The 23,876-nt window shown below is 33.8% G+C and carries 12 protein-coding genes; all 12 read right to left on the bottom strand.

Features of this window, described 5'->3' with window-relative positions; genetic code table 11:
- Nucleotides 1–26: 26 nt before the first annotated feature.
- Complete coding sequence (locus tag AC1Q5Z_RS22545) at nucleotides 27–1,556, bottom strand: glycoside hydrolase family 28 protein (protein ID WP_492446934.1); 1,530 nt, start codon at nucleotides 1,554–1,556, stop codon at nucleotides 27–29.
- A 170-nt stretch (nucleotides 1,557–1,726) separates the two neighbouring features.
- Entirely contained in the window at nucleotides 1,727–3,364 is a 1,638-nt protein-coding gene (locus AC1Q5Z_RS22540) for a sodium/sugar symporter (RefSeq protein ID WP_492446932.1), read from the bottom strand.
- 57 nt (nucleotides 3,365–3,421) lie between these two features.
- Nucleotides 3,422–4,564 carry an acyltransferase family protein gene (locus AC1Q5Z_RS22535; protein WP_492446930.1) on the bottom strand — a complete coding sequence of 381 codons (1,143 nt, stop codon included), beginning with the start codon at nucleotides 4,562–4,564 and terminating at the stop codon, nucleotides 3,422–3,424.
- An 84-nt stretch (nucleotides 4,565–4,648) separates the two neighbouring features.
- Nucleotides 4,649–7,786: a beta-galactosidase, LacZ type gene (lacZ, locus tag AC1Q5Z_RS22530; RefSeq protein WP_492446928.1), complete on the bottom strand. Its 3,138-nt coding sequence runs from the start codon at nucleotides 7,784–7,786 to the stop codon at nucleotides 4,649–4,651.
- 199 nt (nucleotides 7,787–7,985) lie between these two features.
- A complete protein-coding gene (locus AC1Q5Z_RS22525; protein WP_286971706.1) occupies nucleotides 7,986–8,873 on the bottom strand; it encodes an inositol oxygenase family protein in 888 nt (295 codons plus the stop codon).
- A 479-nt stretch (nucleotides 8,874–9,352) separates the two neighbouring features.
- Nucleotides 9,353–13,387, bottom strand: coding sequence for a hybrid sensor histidine kinase/response regulator transcription factor (locus AC1Q5Z_RS22520; protein WP_492446926.1), 4,035 nt, complete (start codon nucleotides 13,385–13,387; stop codon nucleotides 9,353–9,355).
- A gap of 52 nt (nucleotides 13,388–13,439) precedes the next feature.
- Entirely contained in the window at nucleotides 13,440–15,269 is a 1,830-nt protein-coding gene (locus AC1Q5Z_RS22515) for a metallophosphoesterase (protein ID WP_343586591.1), read from the bottom strand.
- 226 nt (nucleotides 15,270–15,495) lie between these two features.
- On the bottom strand, nucleotides 15,496–16,347 hold the full coding sequence (locus AC1Q5Z_RS22510; protein WP_198858014.1) for a DUF4861 family protein: 852 nt from the start codon (nucleotides 16,345–16,347) through the stop codon (nucleotides 15,496–15,498).
- 298 nt (nucleotides 16,348–16,645) lie between these two features.
- Nucleotides 16,646–17,209 (bottom strand): hypothetical protein, encoded by a 564-nt coding sequence (locus AC1Q5Z_RS22505; protein ID WP_492446924.1) that lies wholly within the window; start codon nucleotides 17,207–17,209, stop codon nucleotides 16,646–16,648.
- A 13-nt stretch (nucleotides 17,210–17,222) separates the two neighbouring features.
- A complete protein-coding gene (locus AC1Q5Z_RS22500) occupies nucleotides 17,223–19,490 on the bottom strand; it encodes a GH92 family glycosyl hydrolase (RefSeq protein ID WP_492446922.1) in 2,268 nt (755 codons plus the stop codon).
- A gap of 120 nt (nucleotides 19,491–19,610) precedes the next feature.
- Nucleotides 19,611–21,911, bottom strand: a complete 2,301-nt coding sequence (locus AC1Q5Z_RS22495) for a GH92 family glycosyl hydrolase (protein ID WP_492446920.1) — start codon at nucleotides 21,909–21,911, stop codon at nucleotides 19,611–19,613.
- Between the two features lie 338 nt (nucleotides 21,912–22,249).
- On the bottom strand, nucleotides 22,250–23,863 hold the full coding sequence (locus AC1Q5Z_RS22490; RefSeq protein WP_343586600.1) for a RagB/SusD family nutrient uptake outer membrane protein: 1,614 nt from the start codon (nucleotides 23,861–23,863) through the stop codon (nucleotides 22,250–22,252).
- Nucleotides 23,864–23,876 lie beyond the last annotated feature (13 nt).

Genomic DNA, 23,876 nt, shown 5'->3' with positions numbered 1-23,876 from the left:
TGCCTTTGTGCCTTCGTGGCAAACCACTAATGTGCTGGTAATTCAAATTTATTTTGTTCTGGTTCGATTTTTCGTTTTAAAGATTCGCTGTCCAGATTGCTTGATAAAACATCTTTAAAAACAATCTGATTGATTTTATCCGAAGGAACATCAATAGCTTTCATTGTCAGATTTTTTACATCATCAAAAACAAAGGCTGGACGAAAATCTTCCTTATCTAAAATCAGTTTTATATTCTTCATTTCGATTCCGTTTACGTGACGCACATAAAATCCCCAAGAAGGCAATTCACCAAACATGGTAAATTCAGGATATCCATTAATGTTTTCTTTTACATCTTTTAGCCTGCTTAACGGATGATATGCCATTCCTTTTGAAGCTCTTCCTGGATAAATGATTTCGATATTTTCTAAAGTCACATTTTCTATCAAATGCCCTGGAATTCCTGCAATAGAAGAAGGAAACGGATTATGGAAATAATCGACTTCTGGTCCGCGCATATCGTAATCAATGTCTGGACGGCCAAAGGGAACTTGTACTTTTACATTTTTAACCGATACATTTTTAATATAACCTGGTTTATCTCCATTTCTGTGACCTAAACGAATCAATATTGCGTTTCCAGTATTTAGGGCTGTAATATCAGAAACTTTGATATTTTCAATCTCAGCACCATCAACAGATTCAATCGCAACTGCTGATCTGAAAGTATCAAAAACTTTAATGTTTTCAATGGTCACATTTTTGAAACTTCCGTAAGAACCTGTCCCAAATTTCACTGCATTTGCACTAGATCTTATCGTACAATTTCCGATGTAAATATTGTTATTGTGCAATCCCGGAACTTCAGATTTTAAACAAATACCGTCATCTGCAGCGTTTACATTACAATTGGTAATTCGGGCATTCTCGCAGCCGTCAAGGTCAATTCCGTCATTGTTCCAATACGCTCGGCTTTCCACTTTCATAAAATCAATTGCAATGTTTTTACATTCTCTAAAACACATTGTCCAGCCTGGGCTATTTTTTAATGTAATTTGCGTCATGGTAATCGAATCGCATTTTACAAACGAAATCAGTTTTCCTCTCCCATCTTCAGGACGCATTCTTCTGTAATTGTATTTCGGATCAATTCGAACTCCTGTATGATGCAGACTGTCTATTGCTAAAGCCAATTCTCTTCCTTGTCCATCGATAATTCCCTTTCCATTTACCGCAATATTTTTGGATTGATTAGCAATAATAAAAGCTCTAATTCCTTCATATTTTGGATAATCGTCTGGATTGGTGCTTCCTAGCAAAATCGCTCCATCTTCAAAAAACAATTCGACATCATTTTTCAAAACAATACTTCCAGACAAGAAAGTTCCTTTAGAAAAAACAACCTTTCCGCCCTTGTTTTTATTAGCAGCATCAATTGCTTTTTGGATTGCTTTTGTATTCAACGTTTTTCCATCTCCAACAGCGCCGTATTTTTTAATTTCAAATACTTTCTGTGCTGAAACGGTTAAGGAAACACAAAAAATAAAAAGTACAATTACAAAATTTCTTTTCATTAGTTATTATTTAAATTTTTATTCGCGATAGTATTTCTAATTTTTTTCACGCAGATTTAGAAAGATTTAAGCAGATTTCGCAGAATCTGCGTGAAAAAAAATCCTTTTTAATCTTAATAATCTGTGGCAATAAAATTTTGAGCCTTTGTGTCTTCGTGGCAAAACATAAATTACCAGAAGACAGTATACAAAGCCACCAATATTCCACAGATAATAAAAGACCCAATTATAAACTCTGACGATACTTTAAACATAGCATTATCAACTTCTATAGCGTGATTTTCTACTTCTTCTTCAGAAACGGGGTTTACCACACTTATTCCCACCATTATTAAAACAATTATGAAGAAAACAATAGTCATTCTGTCTAAGAAAGGATAATCTGGAAAAACGCCATCTGTCCACATGGGTAAAAATTTCAAAACTGCAGCAAAAGGTACGGTTAATAATGCTCCTGCAAGTCCTGCTGCTGGAGTTGTTTTTTTCCAGAACATTCCCAACAAGAAAATCGCTAACACTCCTGGCGAAAAGAATCCAACGTATTCTTGAATAAATTGATACGCTTGATCTAATGATTTTAATGCAGGAGCAACAAAAGCTGCTATAATCATACATACAACAACGCACCATCTTCCTGTACGAACTAATTTCTTTTCTGATGCCTGCGAGTTGAAATATTTTTTATAAATATCTAAAGAAAAAATAGTCGAAATACTATTGGCTTTTCCTGCCAAAGAAGCTACAATGGCAGCAGTTAAAGCGGCTAAGGCTACTCCTTTTAATCCTGCCGGAAGTAAATTCATTAATGTTGGATATGCGTGATCTGGTTTTAAAACTCCAGCTGCATCTACCATTTCTTGTTGAAACATTCCGTTTTCGTGCATTACAAACATGGCGATTCCTGGTAAAACAGCAATAATTGGAACTAAAAGTTTTAGAAAAGCGGCAAATAAGATTCCTTTGCGCGCAGTTTTTAAATCGGCTCCTAAAGCTCTTTGAACAATATATTGGTTACATCCCCAATATGCCAGATTATTGATTAACATTCCGCCAACTAGAACTGACATTCCTGGCAATTCATTATAATGCGGATTTGATTCTTCTAGAATCATGTGCAAATGTCCTGGAGCTTCATCAGCAATAATCGAAAGTGCTTTTAGAATATCTTTTCCAAAACCAAACTGATCTGAAAGCAATGTTAAGGCCAAATAAGTTGTTACTAATCCGCCGAGAATTAAAACGATAACCTGAAACATATCTGTGTATCCAATTACTTTCATACCGCCCAATGTTACGATTACCGAGAATAAACTCAAACCGATGACACAAAACTGAAAGCTAATTGGAGCAATAGAAGAAATAGCTAAAGCACCTAAATAAATTATTGAAGTAAGGTTAACAAAGACATAGATTAACAACCAAATAATAGCCATAATTGTACTCACTGTTCCGCTATATCTTTTGGCTAAAAACTGAGGCATGGTAAATATTTTATTCTTCAAATAAATGGGTAAGATAAACATTGCTACAATAATTAATGTAGCAGCCGACATCCATTCATAAGAAGCAATAGCAAGTCCGATGGCGAAACCTGAACCGCTCATACCAATAAAATGTTCTGCTGAAATATTAGAAGCAATTAAAGAAGCCCCAATTGCCCACCAAGTAAGTGATCCTTCGGCTAAAAAATATTCGTTAGAACTCGTTGCAGCAGTTTTTTTGCTTCTGTAAATATACATTCCATAGGCAATAACTATGACAAAGTAGATAAAGAAAACAATGTAATCTGCGGTTTGTAATACATTCATAATTGTGTGGTTATTGTGTGGTTAGATAGTAAAATGTATTTTAAAATTTGATTGCTATCAAATCTTGAGAAACCATTTCTTTTTATATAAAAAGTACAGTAAAATAAGCTGCACAATGGTGACGGATAATGCGACAAAAAAAGGCTGCCAATTAAGCGAGGTATATTGTATAAGTCCGCCAAAAAGATAATCTGCTGTATGTTTAAAATCGACTAAACCTTCTGCGGCGATATAAATTAAAATAGAATTGGAACCAATTAAGATTAATGGAAATGCCCATTTATGAAAACCAAACAAATCGATTATCACATAAAAAAAGACAAAAAACAAAATACTAAATCCGCCAACAAAACAGACAAAAGAACTGGTCCATAAATGTTTGTTGATTGGAAAACTGATATCCCAAATCAAACCTATACTAATTAAAACTACTGCCGTTAAGGTCATTAAAAGCAATTTTACATTTATAGAGAATGGGCATTTTGCTTTTAAAAATGTTCCTATAAAAACGCCTAATAAAGCAGTTGCGATAGCGGGAAGAGTTGAAAATATTCCTTCAGGATCGTAAACTGTACTGTGCAATCTTCCTGGTAAAAACAGACGATCAATGTAGCCTTCTAATGAACCTTCTTTGGTTAAAACTCCAGCTCCAAAATCTGGGACTGGAATCCATTTCATTGCGGCATAATAGCCGATTAAGATTCCGAAGAACCAGATTAATTGTTTTTTAAAGTCAAAATTTAAAAAGATGATTCCGGCAAAAAACCAAGCCAGTCCAATTCTTCCTAAAACACTTGCAAAACGCGTTTGGTCAAAACCATCAAATCGTAATAATCCGTTTACTACAAATCCTAAAACCAATAAAATGAAGGTTCTTTTCAACATCGATAAATATATTTTTCGCTTTTCGGTTGGAGGCAAATCATTTGGAGATTTAACACCAGCCAGTTGCATTTTCTTTTCGAAAGAATAAGGCATCGAAACGCCGGCAACAAATAGAAACACAGGAAAAATCATATCATAGAAGGTAATACCATTCCATTCTGCATGATGCAGTTGCGATGACATCCAGACAAAAACAGGAATTGGAGCTACTTTGGCCAGAGCATGAATAATATGTTCGCCACTCATGATCCAAAACATCACAAATCCGCGCAGTGCATCTAAAGAAATTAATCTTCCACTTGTAGTGTTACTCATTTTTTTATTTGATTAGTCTTCAGTCGCAGTCTCAGTTTTCAGTCCTAACTGTGACCGAAAACTGAAACTGAAAACTAAAATTATTTAAAGTGGTTTAATGACAAATCCGTAGCTGTATTCGCTTTGGGTTAAAGTATATTGTTCGTGTGGCGGTGCGCCCCAACTGTTGTCACCTCCTAATCCACGTTGAGTTAAATCGACACAAACTACAACTTCATTTCTAGGAGTAATATCGCTGGAATGAACATTCTTTTTAGAAATTCCTCCGTCAAAATCACTCGGATAATTATTTAAAGTACTTATTCCTAAAGGTTGCAGACCTTTTATTTCCAAGCCATTTCCTGAATTGCTTGATAATTTAAACCAGCGTATATCGGTCTTGTATCCATTTTCTTGTGGGCGTGTATAAGGCACATATTGGTCTGCAACTTTACTAGTATAAATTCCTTTTAGAGACGATGTTTTTCTGTCAGGATAATTTTCTAAAGGTCCTCTTCCGTAATAATCCAGATTTTCTAGTTTGTTTTTTAAACTGAAAATCATTCCGAAACGCGGTAATTCTGGAACCGGATTATTTCCTTTTTTATAAGAAGCCTGAATTTCTAAAGCACCATCATTTCCTAATGCATATTTGATCGTATAATCGGAAGCAACATCGTTCAATTTTAATTTTGCAATGATATATTTTTTGCCATTTTCTTCACTTTGCTGAATACTTTCTAACGAAGTGTTTTTTCCAGCAGTTCTCCACACATTTGTTCTAATCTGCATTTTGTTTCCAATATCATTATCAGTTGGAGCTCTCCAAAAATTAGGTTCGGGATATTGTTTGAAATATTCTTCGCCTTTTAAACTGTAATACGAAATCAATCCAGTCGATTTGCTGATTTTAACGGTTACATTATCAGAAGTCAAAACAAACTGATCTTTTTCATCTTGTACTTTTGCAGCACTTCCATTTTCAGATTTTGCGAAATACTTCCCGTCTTCAATTACAAATTGTTCTTTTGCGATTTCAAAGTTTTGAGGCAATATTTCTGAGCCAGTTTTCGTACTAGCAAAAACATTCAATAAATATTCTGTTCCTTCTTTTGACTCTAATTTTGGTAAATCAATTTTAAATTGCTTTTTTGATTTCGGATCTAAAGCAACATTCAAAATTCCTTCTTTAATTACTTTTCCGTTTTCTAAAACTTCATATCTAAAATTGTATTTGTTCAGATTGGTAAACCCAAAATCATTATTGATTTCAATAATTCCGTTCTTTATATCTACAGCTTTAAACAAGATATTCTGATATACTTTTTTTACTTCAAAAGCTCCAGGATGCGGTGTTCTATCAGCATAAACCAACCCGTTGTGACAGAAGTTTTCATCATTTAAGTAATTCTGGCTTCCCATATCGCCACCGTAAGTCCAGTATTTACGGCCTGCTTCATCAATTCCATAAAATCCCTGATCTACCCAATCCCAAATAAATCCGCCTTGCATGTTTTTGCTTCCGCGAATGATATCCCAATACTCCTGAAAATTTCCGCTGCTATTTCCCATTGCATGCGAATACTCACACATGATATAAGGGCGTGTAACTTCTTTACGTGCCGCATATTCCTTCATGTATTCAATTGTTGGGTACATCGGACAAACGATATCAGTATTTTCGTTTTCTTTTGCTTGTTCAAACTGAACCAAACGAGAATTATCTCTTTTTTTGATCCATTTGTATGCTTCGTGAAAAACAGGTCCATTGGCGCTTTCATTTCCTAATGACCAGATAATTACAGACGGCATATTTTTATCTCTTTCAACAAGGCTGTAAATTCTGTCTAGATGCGCTTCTCTCCATTCTGGAAGATAACCTGGATTCGTTTTTGGATTCATCCAAATTAGAGGCTGTCCCTCTACTCCCATTCCATGACTTTCGATATTAGCTTCATCCACCAAAAACAAACCGTATTTATTACATAGTTTTACCCATAAAATATTGTTCGGATAATGACTGCAGCGAACTGAATTAATATTCAGCTGTTTCATCATTTTAATGTCTTTCATCATCGTCGCTTCGTCCTGATAATGTCCAGTTTCTGGATTATGTTCGTGAATATTAACGCCATGAACCATCAATCGAACTCCATTAACCAATAATTGGCCACCTTTTAATTCTACTTTTCTAAATCCGATTTGTGTTCCAACTGTTTCTACAATATTTCCTTTTGCATCTTTTAAAGTCAGCACCAACGTATACAAATTAGGCGTCTCACTGCTCCATAATTTGGGGCTTGATACATTTTGAGAAAAATTTAAAGTCTGAACTTTTGACGCTTCTAAATTGACATTCAATTCTTTTACAAATACATTTTTCCCAGAAGCATCAACCAGTTTTGCAACTAATTTTTGGTTGTTAGCAGAAGTTGAAGTCAGATTTTTTAAACTTACATCTACATTTAGACTTCCGTTTTTGTATTTCGCATCTAAATCTGGTTTAGCAAAAAAGTCTGCAATACGAACATTATCTGTACTATACAAATACACATTTCTATCAATACCAGAAAGTCGCCACATGTCTTGATCTTCTAGATACGAACCATCGCTCCATCTGTACACTTCTATCGCTAAATCATTTTTTCCAGATTTTAAATACTTCGAAATATCAAATTCTGCCGGACTTTTGGTGTTTTCTGTGTAGCCTACTTTTTCTCCGTTCACCCAAATATACATAGCTGCAGTTCCTGCTTCAAAATGAAGAAAGACATGTCGGCCGTTCCAGTTTTCTGGCAGCACAAAATCTCTTTTATAAGACCCAACTGGATTGTCCCAATGATTAATAAAAGGCGGTTTTTTTTCAAAGGGATATGTAATGTTGGTATAAATTGGCACACCGTAACCATTCAGCTCCCAATTAGAAGGCACTTGAAGTTCTTTCCAATGTAAAGTACTGAAATCCGTTTTATAAAAATCCTTCGGACGTTCGTCTGGTGTTGGCGACCAAGAAAATTTCCATTTTCCGTTTAAAGAAAAATACCAAGGTGAGTTTTCATATTTATCCATTATAACAGAAGTTTCATCTGCATACGGAAGAAAAGCCGCACGAGCTGGCTCTCTGTTAATTTGAAATACCTCTGGATTTTCCCAATCATTACGGTCTTTTTCTTGAGCCGAAATTCCTATTGTGAAAAGCAATAACAGGCTAATAAAAAATATTTTGGTTGTGGTTTTCTGCATTATTTTTGGTTTTAGATAGCTGGCATTTATTTTTTAACACATAGAAACATAGTTTTTCTTTGTCTTGAAAGGCGTTTCTGTTTATTATTAAAACATATAACTATGTGTGGGAAACTATTTTCTTCTAATAAATGTTTTTACGATTAAAAGAATCCCGATAGCTATCGGGACTATGTTTCTATGTGTTTATATGACCTTTTTAAAACTTCAATTTTTCTGGTAAATATTTCGCAACTAATTCTTTATAATAAGGAAGCAATGCTTGCACGTCTGGTTTTACAGGTGCTTTTGTATACAAATCGTAAGGATTGAATTTTCTCACCCAGTCAAACATTTCGATATCTTTTTCATTCATTAAATGTGTATAAGCATTTTCTTTGTGCTGAGAATAAAAGGAATGATAACGAATCATGTATAAAGCTGGATCTGGAAGATAATCTTTCATTATTTGATACAAATACTCATCGTGTCCCCAACTCATTTTTACATTGTCCAATCCGCAGTTTTCTGTGTAAACACCAAACTTAGTATTGAATCTTTCGTCTGTAAAATCTGGATTTTCTTTAAAGAACTCTGAATATACAATTTTATCCGAATAAGCACATCCAACAGGAAATGTATCTCCTACAACTGCCCATTGCGGTTCTCCAAACAAACATAATACTTTACCTAAATCATGAATAAAACCAGTCAATACAAACCAATCTGGATGACCGTCTGCGCGAATTGCTTCTGAAGTTTGTAAAAGGTGCTGTGTTTGGTCTAAGTCAATATCTGGGTCACTGTCGTCTACAAGCGTGTTTAAAAACTCAACAGCTTCCCAGATTGACATTTCTTTTCTATTAAATTGAAGAAAATCTTGTTCTTTGCTGCATACAAAATCATAAGTCTGATACGTGTGGTTTATTCTGTAAAACTCCTTAACAGTTTCTACTCTTTCCGAATCGACATAGTTTCTAAATTCTTCTTTCTGCTTTTCTTTTACTTCTTCATTTTCTTCAGAAGGATCAGGATATCGCATTAATAAATCATCTTCCCACTCATCTAAATTATTTAACGGATTGTCTGTATCTATATGCTTTTTCATAATGCTAAATAGTTAAAAGTTATAAGACAAAAATAGAATTACATCCTTCTTTCAAAATGGATTAATACATCAAAAACATGGATAAAATTGATTATTGTAGGATTTTTACATATCAATCAAAGAAAAAATGGATAGAATTTGAATTGGACTGAAAGTCCAAAAGCATCAAAGTAGTGCAACGCACTACACACTAAAATGAGAATAAACAACACCCTGAAAGGATGAAAACACCAAAGTAGTGCACCACACTACACATTAACATGTGAATAAATAACACCCTGAAAGGGTGAAAGCGCAACTGTGCGTATATAACAACTCAATACTGAGAATATGCTTTCACCCTTTCAGGGCTGAATCGGATGTTATGTATTCTTAAGCAGTGCGGTGCACTGCTTTGGTGCTTTTGGCTCTTTCAGAGCTGGATTGTAAAATTCCTGAATTGCTTCTCCAATCGCCATCTCCCAAATCCTGCAAAAAAACTAATTAATCAACTTGCTTGGCGGGAAACCAAACTGCTTCTTGAAGCATCTACTGAAATATAGCGGATCATTAAAACCAACTAAATCTGTTACTTCAGAAACATTGTATTTTTTGGTTTTTAGCAATTCTGCTGATTTTTTTAACCGAATGGTTCTGATAAATTCGTTTGGTGCTAAATCGGTCAATTCTTTAATTTTTCTATATAATTTGGAAGAACTAACGCCCAGTTTGTCACATAAAAAATCGGTTGAAAGATCGACATCGCTTAAATTATCGTTAATTAGATTTGTAACTTTTTCCATAAACTCCTGGTCAATTGGCGAATGTGTCAGCATGCTAACTTTGCTTTCTACTTCGCCAGAGAATTTTTGTTTCAGTTCTAATCTCGATTTGATCATATTTTCTATAACAGTTTTTAAAAGTAAAGGCTCAAAAGGCTTTACCAAATAACCATCGGCTCCAATATCATAACCTTTTACTTTATCCATATTTTCTCCCAACGCTGTAAGCATCACAACTGGAATATGACTTATAAATTCATCATTTTTTAATTGTTGGCAAAATTCCAATCCGTCCATAACGGGCATCATAACATCGGTTACGCATAAAATAGGTTTTATTTGTCGGCAGATTTTTAAGCCTTCTTCTCCATTTTCAGCATCATATACTTTGTAATAATCCGATAAATAATCGACCAAATATTTTCTGAGTTCTGAGTTATCTTCAATAACCAGAATCTTCTCTTTTAAATCTGTATTCTGAATAATTTTCTTGGCCGCTTTTTCTGGAATCAGCATACTTAGATTGTCATTTTTAAGAGCATATTCAAACACTTCTTTATGTTCATAGGATTCACGATCAATCGGAATTTCTACTTTAAAAGTACTTCCTTTTCCTGCTGTACTTTCTACAGAAATAGTTCCTTTATGAATGGCTACCAAAGATTTTACCAATGACAAACCAATTCCTGATCCAGTATTATTGTCTTTACTGTTTGATGCTTGGTAAAAACGTTTGAAAATTTTATCTATACTTTTTAACGGAATACCAATTCCGTCATCTGTAACTTCAATTACCAAAATATCTTCAACCGTATCTTTTAGTCTCACATACAAATCTACATTACCGTTTTTGTTGGTAAATTTCAAGGCATTAGACAAAAGATTGTAAAGAATTTTATCGTATTTGTCATTGTCTAGCCAGCCATTTATTTCATCATCTTCAGAAATAAAATTGAGCTTAATTTTTTTATTATAAGCCATTTCCTTAAACGAATCGAAAATATTTTTCGAATACGATAAAATGTCCGTTTTGGTTACTTTTAGTTTTAATTCACCTGACTGCGCCTTTCTAAAATCCAAAACCTGATTTACCAAATTTAGCAATCGGCTGGCATTTTGATAAATTAAGTTATAACGGCTCTTTTCGTAATCTGTAGCATTACTGTTTTCATCCAAAAGCTGTTTTGCTGGACCTAAAATTAGCGTTAATGGCGTTCTTAATTCATGCGAAATATTGGTAAAGAAACGTAATTTCTCATTATTTAATTTTATATCGTGTTCTCTGTTTACTTTTTCTGTGAGCAGCTCTTGTTTTAAACGAATACGATTCTTAATCTCTTTTCTAATGAAATAAAAAACACCGAATAAAATAGCAAAAAACATTAAAAAAGAAGTCGGCGTAAGCCAGAACGGAGGCAGAATTTTTATTTTATAAGAAACCGTTTTACTCCAATAACCGTCGCTATTGCTTGATCTTATCTTAAAAGTATAATTGCCTGGATAAAGATTGGTATATTGTACAATTCTAGATGTACTATTAACTGTTATCCATTCTTTATCAAAACCTTCTAACATGTATTGAAATTTATTCAATTTTTCGTTTGCGAATGAAGGTGCCGAAAACTGCAGAGAAAAGTTCCTGTTTTTGTGGCTTAATTCGATTTCATTTCCATAATTTAAATCTTTAGAAAGCGGAATTTCTCCATTGATTTCCATTTCTGGAAAAACTTCCTCATTTTGAATCTTAAATTCAGAAATAACAGGCAATGGCGACCAATTATTTCTTTTCATCGCTGGCGGAGAAAAAGAAATAATTCCGTTTTTACCGCCAAGAAAAATATTAGAATTATTAAAATAAAAGAAACCGCTAGAACTAAAAACATCCAATCTGTTTCCGCTATTTACGTGATAAATGCTAATATCTTTTAAATTCGATTTTACAAAAGCAATATTATTATTGTTGATGTTCAACCACAAATTACCGTTGGCATCTGATAAAATATCAGTAATCCATTTTCCAGAAAGTTCCTTAAGATTTTTTACGGGTTCAAATTCGTTCTTTTTCGGATTGTACAAACATAGCCCAAAACGAGTTGAAGCCCAGATCTTTCCTTTAACATCAACTAAAACATCACTAACATTTTCGTCATGAGGAACACCTTTTTCTTTGATAAAAAGTGACGAATATGTTTCTATTTTTCCGGTACTGATATTGTATTTTACCACTCCCGTTTCTGTTGCAAACCAAACATTATTTTTGGTATCTCTTTCAATAGCATTAATCTGAAAATCGGGTAAAAGTTTACTTGAAGTTTCTACTTGAAGTGTTTTAGTATTTAGAATTACAGCTCCTTCTCCAAAAGAACCTACAATCATTTTATCGTCTGTAATTTTTCTAAAGGCAAAAACAGGCGATTTCTCAAATCCTAAATTTATTTCTCTAGAAGAATTGCTCAAATAATTATAAACCAAAACATTGCCATCCCAAAGACCACAATAAAAAATCTTTCCGTCTTCAGAATAAATACTAGCAATATCTTTTCCTGTGTTGTGCAAAGGTGTCGAACCTTTTATGTTAGAAATAAAAAGCCCGTTGTGATAAGTTGCGACAATTACTTTTTCATCATAGGTTTTGGCAAAACCTCTAATTCTAGGCGCTTGATTGCCAATAGAACGCGAAATATCTTTATTTAAAGTAAACTGATTCTCATACGGATCGTATTTATCCAAACCATCTTCGGTTCCAATCCATAAGACTCCAGATTTATCAAAATAAAGAGCCGAAATTAAATTATCGACAAGCGAAGTGTCATCTGAAAGAATAGAATAATACCATTTATAATTTCCTTTTTGAATGTCTTCTAATTGATCACAAACTAATAATCCGCCCAAAGTTCCAACCCAATATTTGCCATCAGGAGCTTGGGCAACAGAAAGAAAATAAGGTCCTAAAGCACCTCTGACTTGTTTGCTTTCAATATATAGATTAACAAACTTATCGCTTGCTTTATCAAGTTTATACAAACCTTCGCGAGTTCCAACAAAAATATCTTGTTTGGCATCTTCGTAAATAAAATTTAAGTATGGATTTTTTATATTCGAATTTGGAACAGAAAGCGTATAATTATTGATTTTCACAATCGCGCCTTTCGCATCCATCGTAATTTTGGCTACAGATGATTTCTCATAACTTCCAACCCAGACATTTCCTTTTTTATCTTCAAAAATTTCTTTTATATATTCATAACCATTCAGTTTAATTTTTTCGAATCGGTTTTCTTTTAAAAAGAATAAATAAATTCCTTTCGTTTTGGTTCCTACCCAAACTCTTTCAAATTTATCTACATAAACGGCTCTAACTTCGTCATCTGGCAAACTGTTTGGATCGTCTTTTTTATGAAAATAAGTAGTAAAAACATGCGTATCCATTTTGAAAAGCGTGAGTCCTTTTCGGGTACCAATCCAGAGATAATTATTTTTTTCATCCAGCTCTAAAGCCGTGATATCATCATTGTACAATTTGTTTTTACCGGGCGTAGAACTCATGTAATTTTTGAACTGATAACCGTCAAAACGATTTAGTCCTGAAAAAGTTCCAAACCACATGAAACCCTTTTTATCCTGTACAATATGGCGCACCGAATTATGAGACAATCCGTTATTATCATTATAATGCGCAAATTTTATATTCTGTGAATACGAATGATAAAAAAGGGCGGATAACAAGAATAATAAAAAGGATTTTTGGCTCATGGAAATAAATTATAAATGCAATTTAATCTTTTTGATTCAATAAATATTAAAATTATTTAACAGATAAATTATCAATTTTGTTGTTTTTTAAATCAATTCTGAAATGATTGGAAGGCTCGCCGTTCATGGTTTTCCAAAATATTTTGGCCCATAAAACCAACTTAGGGTTATTTGATTTTTTTAACTGTTTGCATATCAATTCATATTGCTTTAATCTCTTTTTTCCAATTTCAGAAAAAGCCAATTCATCGGCACTTTTTAATCTGTAAAAATCGAAAATCATATCAAAACCTGTCCATGATTCAAAATCAGAAAATGTTAGCGAATTCTCTTTCAAATCTTTAGAAACTTCATTTGCATTTTTATTCCATTCTAATAAATCTTTACCAGAAAGTTTCTCGATCGATTTTAAAAAGTCTGTCGGAAAATCTTCGGGTAAGAATCGCAAACGAACTAATTCCTTTAGATGCCAATTGGTAAATGCTGCATAATCATTTGCTTTTAGAATTTCTTTGTTCCAAATGATGTTACTTTTAATAGCTTCCAAATGAGCATATTCTTCTTCATAAAAAGGAAATAAACTATTGAATTTATTGACTTTACCAATTACAACAGTTTCTACTTCCAGATCATATTGAGAATGAATAGTCAATATTTTATAAGCTGGCATATAAGCCGCTAGCGACGGTGTTTGAAGATTAAAAAGTGTATTTCCTTTTGCTGTTGTTCTAACTCCCGTATCGTTAATGTGCATATGTCCGCCAAAATGAATCTGAATTCCAGCATCGGCAAATTGCTGTGCTACTTCTTCATTTGGAACTCTTTGCAATTGCATTTTATTAGCACCGAAAAGCTGTTTTAATTCTGGCGAAGCATCGTCATTAAATTCAACCATCGGATAATGACTGAAAGCAATCAATATTTTTCCTTTTTGTTTTGCTTCTGCAGAAACCTTTTTTACCCAATTAATTAAATGGTTTTTATAAATCAGAACGTTATTATAACCTGTATTTGCTCCCGAAAAATCGTGCGGATTATTAGATTCTCCTGATAATTTTTCATTTGGAACATACGCATTTGCATCTATTGCCAAAAGCCAGATTCCTTTTATTGGTTCAACCAAATAACTGGCATCAGGCAAATACAAATTGGTGTTTTTTATTAAATACGTTCTTTTTTCTAAAACGGATTCTTTTTGAGCTTCTTCAAAATTATAATTTTCATAGCTGTAATTAGAAAAAGGAGTTTCCCAATACAAATCATTCTTTTTTGGAAAAAAACCAAAATCACGCATTTCGCTAATGGTTTCTTTATAACCCCAATTTTTTATATCGGCTGTAATAATGGGTTCCAGTTCGCTTTTACTTTTATTAAAATTGTCTGGAGAACTGCTAATAATTTGTTCTTTTCCGTCTTTTCCTAAAAAATCTGTTTTAACAGCATCTTGAGCAAAAGGTTTTACGATATCATGATTTCCTGTAGTAACAAAGAATGAAATTCCGTATTTCTCGGAGTATTCATTTAGAATTTTTCTTAATCCGCGAACGTGAACAGGCTGTCCGTCGTCGCTGAAATCGCCTGGAAGCACTACCTGTTTTATGCCTCTTTTTACAATATCATTTAAAGCTTCTAAAAAGGCAAAATAGTTTTCATTAAAAATTCTCGTAGAATGCAATTGAGAATTCATCGTTCTAATATTGGCATATTCGCCCGTTACAGGATTTGGAATGCCTTGATAATTACTGTCCTCAAATTTGGCATAAATATCTTGCAGATGAGCATCGGCTATAAAAGCAATCTGAATTTCTTTCTTAATGTTCTGCTGTGATTTGCAGGAATATAAAGAAAGAAGCAGTACTAATATAATCGATATTCTAAACATGTGTTTTGTTTGTTTTTAATTTTATGATTATCCGTTATTTATCCTATTTTAAAAATAGAAAGTCTATAAAATCAAACGCGAATTAAACCGATTCGCTAACGCGAAGGCGCGGATTAAACCGGATTTTATTAATCTGTTTAAAAATATAAATAGATTATCCGTTTTAATCCGCGCCTTTACGAAATAAATCCGTTTAATCCGCGTCCTTGCTTAAAGGATAATTCAATTATTTTTTAATAAATGCTTCCAATTTATCTAAAGTGTTTAGTTCTGTTTCTCTTGCACTTGAAGATATAATTGAAGTCTCTAAAGTTTTTGCAGGTTTTGAAATCAACAAATATTGCGTTCCATCGTCTGTTGTTTTCTCATAATCTTTCGGATTGTATATAATCGCTCCTCCTACTTCAACAATTTCTGCAGCAACGTCTTCTGGATGTTTTCCCCAAACTGCTATGTAATTAGCACCTTTTTTTGTTGCGCAATCTTTAAAGTAATTTACTCCTGTTGCAAATTGCACTTTTTCTCCAGTTAAAGAAACCGCTTCTACTTTTGCTTCTCTTTTACCAGAAAACACGGTAACGCGAACTAAAATGTCTACTTTTTTTCCTTTGTAAGGAACGCCTCTTGAAATCATTTCCATCCAAGAAGTATTTTCTGTTTTTCCAACACGAGCCAAACGATTTGTTACCGGATTTAACGGCACCAATTTTTCGCCATCCCAAAGTTTTACTCCTCCTAAACCAACAGTAGATGCCACTTTATAATAATCTGCTCCCCAGCCTTCTTTTTGCTGTTCTGGCGTTGGGTACCAATTTGCTTTTTTTAATTCTAAACCTGGTTTAGCTTTAGAATAAACATCGATTGCTACTTTATCGCTGAAATAAATTCGCAAAGCCATCCATTCGTTTTCAATTGCTGGACCGTGGTGTCCGATCGTTTTATATAAATCTCCTGATTCTGAGCCAATATCTGTTAGATACGTAATTTTATCAGACTTCATATACAAACTGGTGTCTGTATTATTTTGTCCGAAACAAATGCAGCAAAAAAGTAAAGAGGTTACGATAGATAATTTCATAATTTAAAATATTATAAGTTTAAGTGTAATTCCTGTAAATTTAAAAACAACTTTCAACAATCTACTATGAATTCTATCTATTGTTCTGAAATTATCAATTTATATCAAAATTGTGAAAAATCTTAAACTATAAAATTTCCTTTTTGCTTTTCTAATTGTATTTTTTTGCCACAGATTAAAAGGATTAACACAGATTAAATTTGTTCATTTAAAAATCCTTCTAATCTTTTTAATCTGTGGTTTTAAAACCAATTTAGTCTGTTAATAAAACAGTTCTATTTTCTATTTTCTATTTTCTTTAATCCACAACTTTTACCAAGGTAGGATTAATTCCTAACGGATTATTAATGATTTTACAGATTAAAGGGAACTCTGGATTTTTTACAATCCACATTTCGGTTTCGTCTATTTGCGCTTTTATATGGAATGTTTCGATTATTTTTCCATCAATAGAAACACCGTTTTTATCTTCACTTTTATCTAGAACATAAGTTGTATTGTTGTAAACAAAGGAATTGTTTTGGACTAAATCCTGATAAGCTGATTGCGAAATCATAAAAAAAGTTTCTGTTGGTTTTAAGTTTAGAATTGGTGCATATTCTCCTTGATTAAAGCTTAAGGCATTTCCATTTTTTACTGCTTCAGGAAGCATTACTATTTTACTGTTTACGCCTCTTGTTTCTAATTTAAAAGCCAATGCATTATTCGACGTTTCGGCCGTAAGCTGTAAAGTTCTCGTTTGTCCGTGCAGTTTACAGACATAATGCAGTTGGGTATTATTTTTTAATGTCGGAATATAATTCTGTGCTATTGTGGTTTGATAAAGAGCACAGAAAAGAATAACTAAAAATATATTTTTCATCTTACTTATCTTTTTATTTTGCCGGTGGTAAAATTGTCGTTCCCCAAGCCGAAGGTTTCGAATCCATTTCTAAAATCAGTTCTCCTCCATTCATAATATCATCATGCGTAATCCATGCTTTGTTGTATGGTTTTCCGTTAAACAAAGCGGTTTTGATGTATTTGTTTTTATCATTCATTTTTTTTGTGATGATTTTAAAACTTTTACCGTTTTCTAATTTTACAACTGTTTCTTTAATCAAAGGCGTATTAATCAGATAATAAGGTTGTCCTGCATTTGGATACAATCCCATCATATGGAAAGCCAGCCATGAAGACATTGCTCCTGAGTCGTCGTTACCTGGAAGTCCTTCTCTTGAAGTATTAAAATTATCCTTGATAATCGTTCTGATTCTGTTACTGCTTAAATACGGTTTTCCAATCCAGTGATATAAGCACGGGGTTAAGAATGAAGGTTCATTGGCAACATTAAATAAATTATTATCAAAGAAAATATCCAATCTGTTTTCAAATGCTTTTTCTCCGCCTGATTTTTTTATCAATTCTGGAATATCGTGTGGCAAACTAAATGAATATTCCCATGAAGTTCCTTCGTAAAAGAAAACACACCAATGACAAACATACCAAGGCGATTCGATAATGACAGGCGTATATTTAAAAGTTGGCTTTTGGATTTTTGATTCGCCAAAAACAACATCATCCAGCCAGTTTCCGTCTTTGTCTTTTGGCATGATAAATCCTTTTACTCCGTTATTTTCATAATCTGCTCGCCATAGATTCTGCCAATTTTCAGCTTGTTTTATGTATTGATTGTACAAATCTGTTTTGCCTAAACCTTTGGCAACTGTTGCAATATTATAATCGTTGTAGGAGTAATCGATGGTTCTGTTTCCTGCTCTGTCTGTGCCATAAGGAACGTATCCTAGTTTAAGATAATCTAAAAGTCCGCCTCTTCCTTCTTTCTCTTCATTTCCTCCGGGAGGCACTGTTGCATCTTTCAGCATTGCTTGAAGTGCTAATTCGTAATCTATTCCTTTTAAGTTTTTTACAAAAGCATCGGCAATTACCACCTCAGCATTTGATCCTCCCTGAGTTCTTCCATTGTCATTACCGCTTCTTCCTTCTGGCATATAGCCTTCGCGTTTGTAAATGTTCAGCATTGCATTGATGATTTCTACTTTTCGCTTGCTGTCAATCAATGTAATTAAAGGGCTTGATGTTCTAAATGTATCCCAGATGGTATAAAAATCATCATAATAAGGCTCGTCATTTGTCCATAAAGGGTTTTCTCCTGTTCTGTCTACAGGCATAATCATCGTGTGATATAAACCTGTATAGAACATTTTTCTGTATTCGTCTGAGGTATCTTTAGAAAGCTGGATTCTGCTTAATAAATTTTCCCATTTGTTTTCTAAAGTCTTTAAAACTTCATTAAAATTCCAATGCGGAATTTCAACTTCTATATTATTCTTTGCTTTTAATTCGCTTAAAAATGAAATTCCAATTTTCACATTCAGCTCCTCTTTTCCATTTTCAAAAGAAAGTAAAGCTGCTGTTTTCTTTCCTGAATCAAATTGTGCTTTTTGATTGTTATAAAATTTTCCGTCTTTAAAAGTGACATATTTAGCAATTGGCTGATCAAAAAAAGCATAGAAATAAACGGTGTAAGCGCGTCCGTTGTTCCATCCTCCACGTATTCTGCTGTAACCTCTAACTTCTGTATCTGAAACTATTTCGATTTGTGAACCCACAAACTGTTGTGCTTCTCTAGCTTCTGGAATTTTTTCTTCGCCAAGAAAAAATCCAGGGTCTATCTTTAATTCTTTTGATTTATTTTTTGGGTAGGTAAAACGGTAAAAAGAAACTTTCTCGCCAGTAGTGATTTCGGTTTTAATATTATTTTCCTTGAAAACCGTTTCGTAATACCCCAGTTTTACGTTTTCTTCTGCTCTAAAAGAGGTCTGGTCTATTTTGTCTAAAGCACCAGAAAATGGCATAATCTGAATATTTCCGTATTTTGGACCTCCGCCTGTTCCGCTTACGTGAACCTGACTGAATCCTGTTACTTCTTTTGGCATTGGAAGCCAGCCGCTGTTTGGACTCGAGGTGCAGTCTGGACTTGGTTTTACCATACCGTAAGGGCATGACGGCCCGATAAAAACTCTCCCTACTCCTTCTGAACCAATCATTGGATCAACATAGTGATGGACTGTTTGAGCGTTTGTGATTACGGTAAACAAAAATGATATTCCTAAAAGTATATTTTTACTGTATATTTTCATTACTTACTTATTTCTTTAAGAACTAAAAAACTTATTTTTTTACCACTGATTAAAAGAATTAAAATGATTTTACTAAGGCTGAAATTAATCTATTTAATCTTTGAAAGATGTGGCAAAATTTTACTTTGACATTTCTAAAATCAATTCGCCTCCATTGGTAATTTCCTGATGCGACAACGTAAAATCTTTTACCGCTTTATTGTTGTATTTGATGTCTTTTATGTACACGTTTTCGGAACTATTATTATTGGCTTTGATCACAAATGTTTTTCCTGAATAATATTTCGAATTTAAATCAATCGAGATTTTATTGAAGATTGGGCTTCCTATTTGGTAAACAGCATCTTGGTCGGTTCCTCCATTCATTTGAAACAAACCTAATTTAAGTAAAACATTCAAACTTCCCATTAATCCTTGGTCTTCATCGCCGTTGTAACCTGTTGCTGGCGATAATCCGCTGAAGGTGCTTTTTACTACGTCTCTTGTCCAATATTGCGTTAAATCTGGTCTTCCTAAAATGGTGAAAATATTCGAAGTCTGCATGGATGGCTGATTTCCAAAATTGACTGGAATTCTACTAAACTCCGGATGCAATTCTGCGTCATGAGAAGTACCAGAAGTATAGTTTTGCTTTTTAGCCGTTTCAAATTGCTGATTTAATTTAGTTACAGCTTTTTCTTTTCCTCCCATTAAATCAGCCAAACCAAGAATGTCATGTGGCACAAACCAAGTCGACTGTGCTCCGTTTGATTCTATAAATCCGTTTTCATATTGATACGGATCGTAGTTTTCTCTCCATTTTCCATCTACATTTTTCGGACGCATCCATCCAGTTGATTGATCGAAAACATTCTGATAGTTTTTGGCTCTTTTCATGAAATACTTGTAATCGTCTTCGTGATTGAGTTTTTTTGCCAATTGCGCCAAAGTCCAATCTTGATAAGAGTATTCTAAAGTCTGGCTAGCTCCATCTTCATGGCTTCCAAAATTACCGTCTGGTAATGGATACGGCACATATCCTTTTTCTAAATAATATTTTAATCCTCCGCCAATACTGGTATTGTGTTCATAACCTGCTTTTGCCATGATTCCGCCTTCTATGTGTCCTTTTTTTAGTGCCACATAAATAGCTTCTAAATCATCTTTTACAATTCCTTTTTGAATGGCACTTACAATAAAAGGTGTTGCCGAAGCTCCTGTCATTACATAGGTGTCATTTCCGCCTGAAGGTCCGCGCGGAATAGAACCTCCATCTTTGTAATACTGCATTAGAGAATACACGAATTCTTCCATGATCTCAGGATACACCAATCCCCAGAGATTATTAATTGTCCATTGAGCACCCCAAAAAGCATCAGAATTGTAGTGATTGAATTTTGGTTTTCCGTCTGCTTTTAAAGGCAAATGTCCTATCCTGAATTTGTCCCCTGTATTATCAGGATAGGCTCCATTTACATCACTGATCATTTTTCTACCCTGGAGAGCATGCCATAAATCAGTATAAAATCTTCTTTGATCTGTTTCTGTTCCTCCTTCTACTTTTATTCTTCCCAATAAATTACTCCATTCATTTCTAGAATCTTCAACAGTTTTATTAAAATCCCAGTGGGTTAATTCGGTTTCGATGTTGTTATTAGCATTTTCAATTGACGTGTACGAAATACCAACTTTCATTAGTACTTGCGTTCCCTTTTTATTAAAATGAATCAGATAATTTCCTGTTGCGTTGTCTTTCTCTATAGAGGTTATTGGTTGTTCTGTTTTAACTTTAAAAAATACTGTCAAAGGTTTTGGACGCCTAAAATTCGTGCTTAAAACTAATGAACCAGAAAGTTCGAAATCATTGTTTTTTTCTAATTTTCCATTGGTGTTTTCGCAAGGACCTAAAACGGTATTCAGATTAAAAAGAATTGCTTTTTGTGCCTTTGCTGGAAATGTATATTGATGAAAACCAACTCTTGGCGTGCTCGTTATTTCTGCTTTTATCTGATATCTATCTAGTTTTAACGAATGATAACCTGGTGTAATAATTTCTGTTTTATGACTGAATTTGGAATAAAAATCTTTAAAAACAGTTTGTTTGTTTGCGTTTGAGATTGTTACTGGCATTACTGATACACCAGACATTTGCCATTCGTGAACATGACTAAAACCTTTTACTGTATCTGTAGTATATTTATATCCGCCTCCCCAATCGCCATTGATTTCTGTATCGGGATTTAAGTTAACCATACCAAACGGACGACTTGCAGAAGAAAAGTAAAACCATCTTGAATTTTCGGTGTCCAACAACGGATAAACCATATCTGAGATTTGTTTCTTTTTTAAAGAAACAGCTTTTTGGGCGTTGCATGACACTAAAAAAATAAGACTTAAACTTATTCCTAGGAGTCCAATTTTATAGATTTTGTTTAGTTCCATTTATTTTCTGTATTGAATGGGGCGATATTGGTTTAGAACGATTTTATGTTTTTGATTTATCACAAAATCGAAAATATTAAGCATAAGGATGGCTGTGAGAATTATAGAATTATTCTCAAAAAAAATAGTAGAATGTTACAAAGCTTAATCTGTATAGAATTGTCCGAAATACTTTTGATTAAGCTTTGTTTTCATTCAAAAAATAAACTGAACTGATTTTTACGAGCAACTGAAAAAAATCAGTTTTTTTTTAGAAAAAAGGAGAAGGCTTTTTACGCTCTTCTCCTTTTCAAAATTAAAATTGAATTACAAATGCGTACTTAACTAAATTTTTATTCTTAATAACCATCATTCTGAGTAAGGGCTGGGTTTAAAACCATTGCATTTGTTGGTATTGGGAATACACGACGATATGTGTCTGTATTAGTTTTATATCCCCAAGATCCTTCATATTTTCCAAAACGAATCATATCGTTTCTATGCCAAGCTTCCCAAGCAAATTCACGGCTTCTTTCTTTGTAAAGATCTTCTAAAGTTACTCCGCTTAAAGCAGCAGATGTTGTACGATTAGAACGAACCATGTTTACTAATGCATCAACACTTTGACCTAAAGTCACAGATCCGCCACGTAAAATTGCTTCTGCTTTCATTAAAAGAATATCAGAGTAACGCAAGAAAGGAACGTCATTGTTTTGATTACGGTTTGTTGAAGATGCATCAGGATAAAATTTAACGTTTCTGTATCCCATATTCCAAGCGATTTCATCATTACCACAATCGAATAATGTTACGCTCTGACGAAGTTCAATATCTGGAGTTAAATTTACTTGATAAGTATATGCCGCTCCACCATCAGATCCTGTGTAGAATTGATCGTAACCTTTTTTAGTTGTGGTAACCATTACCGGAGTTACACCATCATTCATAAATTGAAGTCCCGTAAGCCATTGTTTGTTACGAATATCATTGGCATCATTAAAATAGGCATAAAATTCTGGCAGTGTACTTCTAGGCGCACTTGGCGTGTAAGAAAGTCCGAACTTAGCTCTTTCTGAACGTGGGACATCATAACGTGCGTGATACATTTGCCCGTTGAAACCCACTGTAACAGCTGCTGGATCGTAAGGAACCGCAAAGATGAATTCTTTCATTGCTGGTCCGTTAGTCGGATAAAACATTTGAAGGTAAGTCGTTCTAGGTTCTACAACATATAAATTAGAATTGATTACTTCATCGCAAGCTGCGATACATTCGTTATAACGTGCCGTTCCTGTGTATACTTCGGCGTTCAAATACAATTTAGCCAACATTGCATTAGCGGTTTGTTTATTTGGTCTACCGTAAGTTGTAACTCCTGAAGCAGGGTTCAAATTAGGAACTGAACTTTTTAGTTCTTTCTCAATGTACTCGAAAACTTGTTTTCTTGGAGTTTTAGCATGAGAAGTAAAATCCCCATATAAAGTATCTAATGGCACGTCTCCATAACTATCCATTAACATGAAATAAGAAATAGCGCGCATTGTTCTTAACTCTGAAATCAAAGTTTTTTTATCAGTTCCTTCAGGCATTGTCTGTCTTAAGATCGAAATAGCCTGATTGCTTGTTCCAATTACTTTAGATGACCAATCCCAAAGGCTTCCTATGATACCATTGTCTGGATTCCAGTCATGGTAATGCATTGAAATATAGTTTCTATTATCAAACCAGTTACCTCCTCTTGCTGGTAAGATAGCTTCATCTGTAGATAATGACTGCGACCACCACCAAGCAAATGAAAACTCACCTCTAAATGCTGCGTAGACTGGTCCTGTTGTCTGAATATATTGTGTTGAGTTTTGAGGAAATACCTCAGGTGTCAATTGAGTTGTGATAGGCACTTCTAGATCATCACAAGACCATACCAAACCAGCTAAAAGTACTGGAAGCCCTAAATATTTTAATATCTTTTTCATAATGTTTAGCTTT

Source organism: Flavobacterium sp. GW823-FHT06G12, assembly GCF_058794775.1.
The sequence above is the reverse complement of the archived record's forward strand: the minus strand, read 5'-3'. Positions and strand labels throughout refer to the sequence as shown.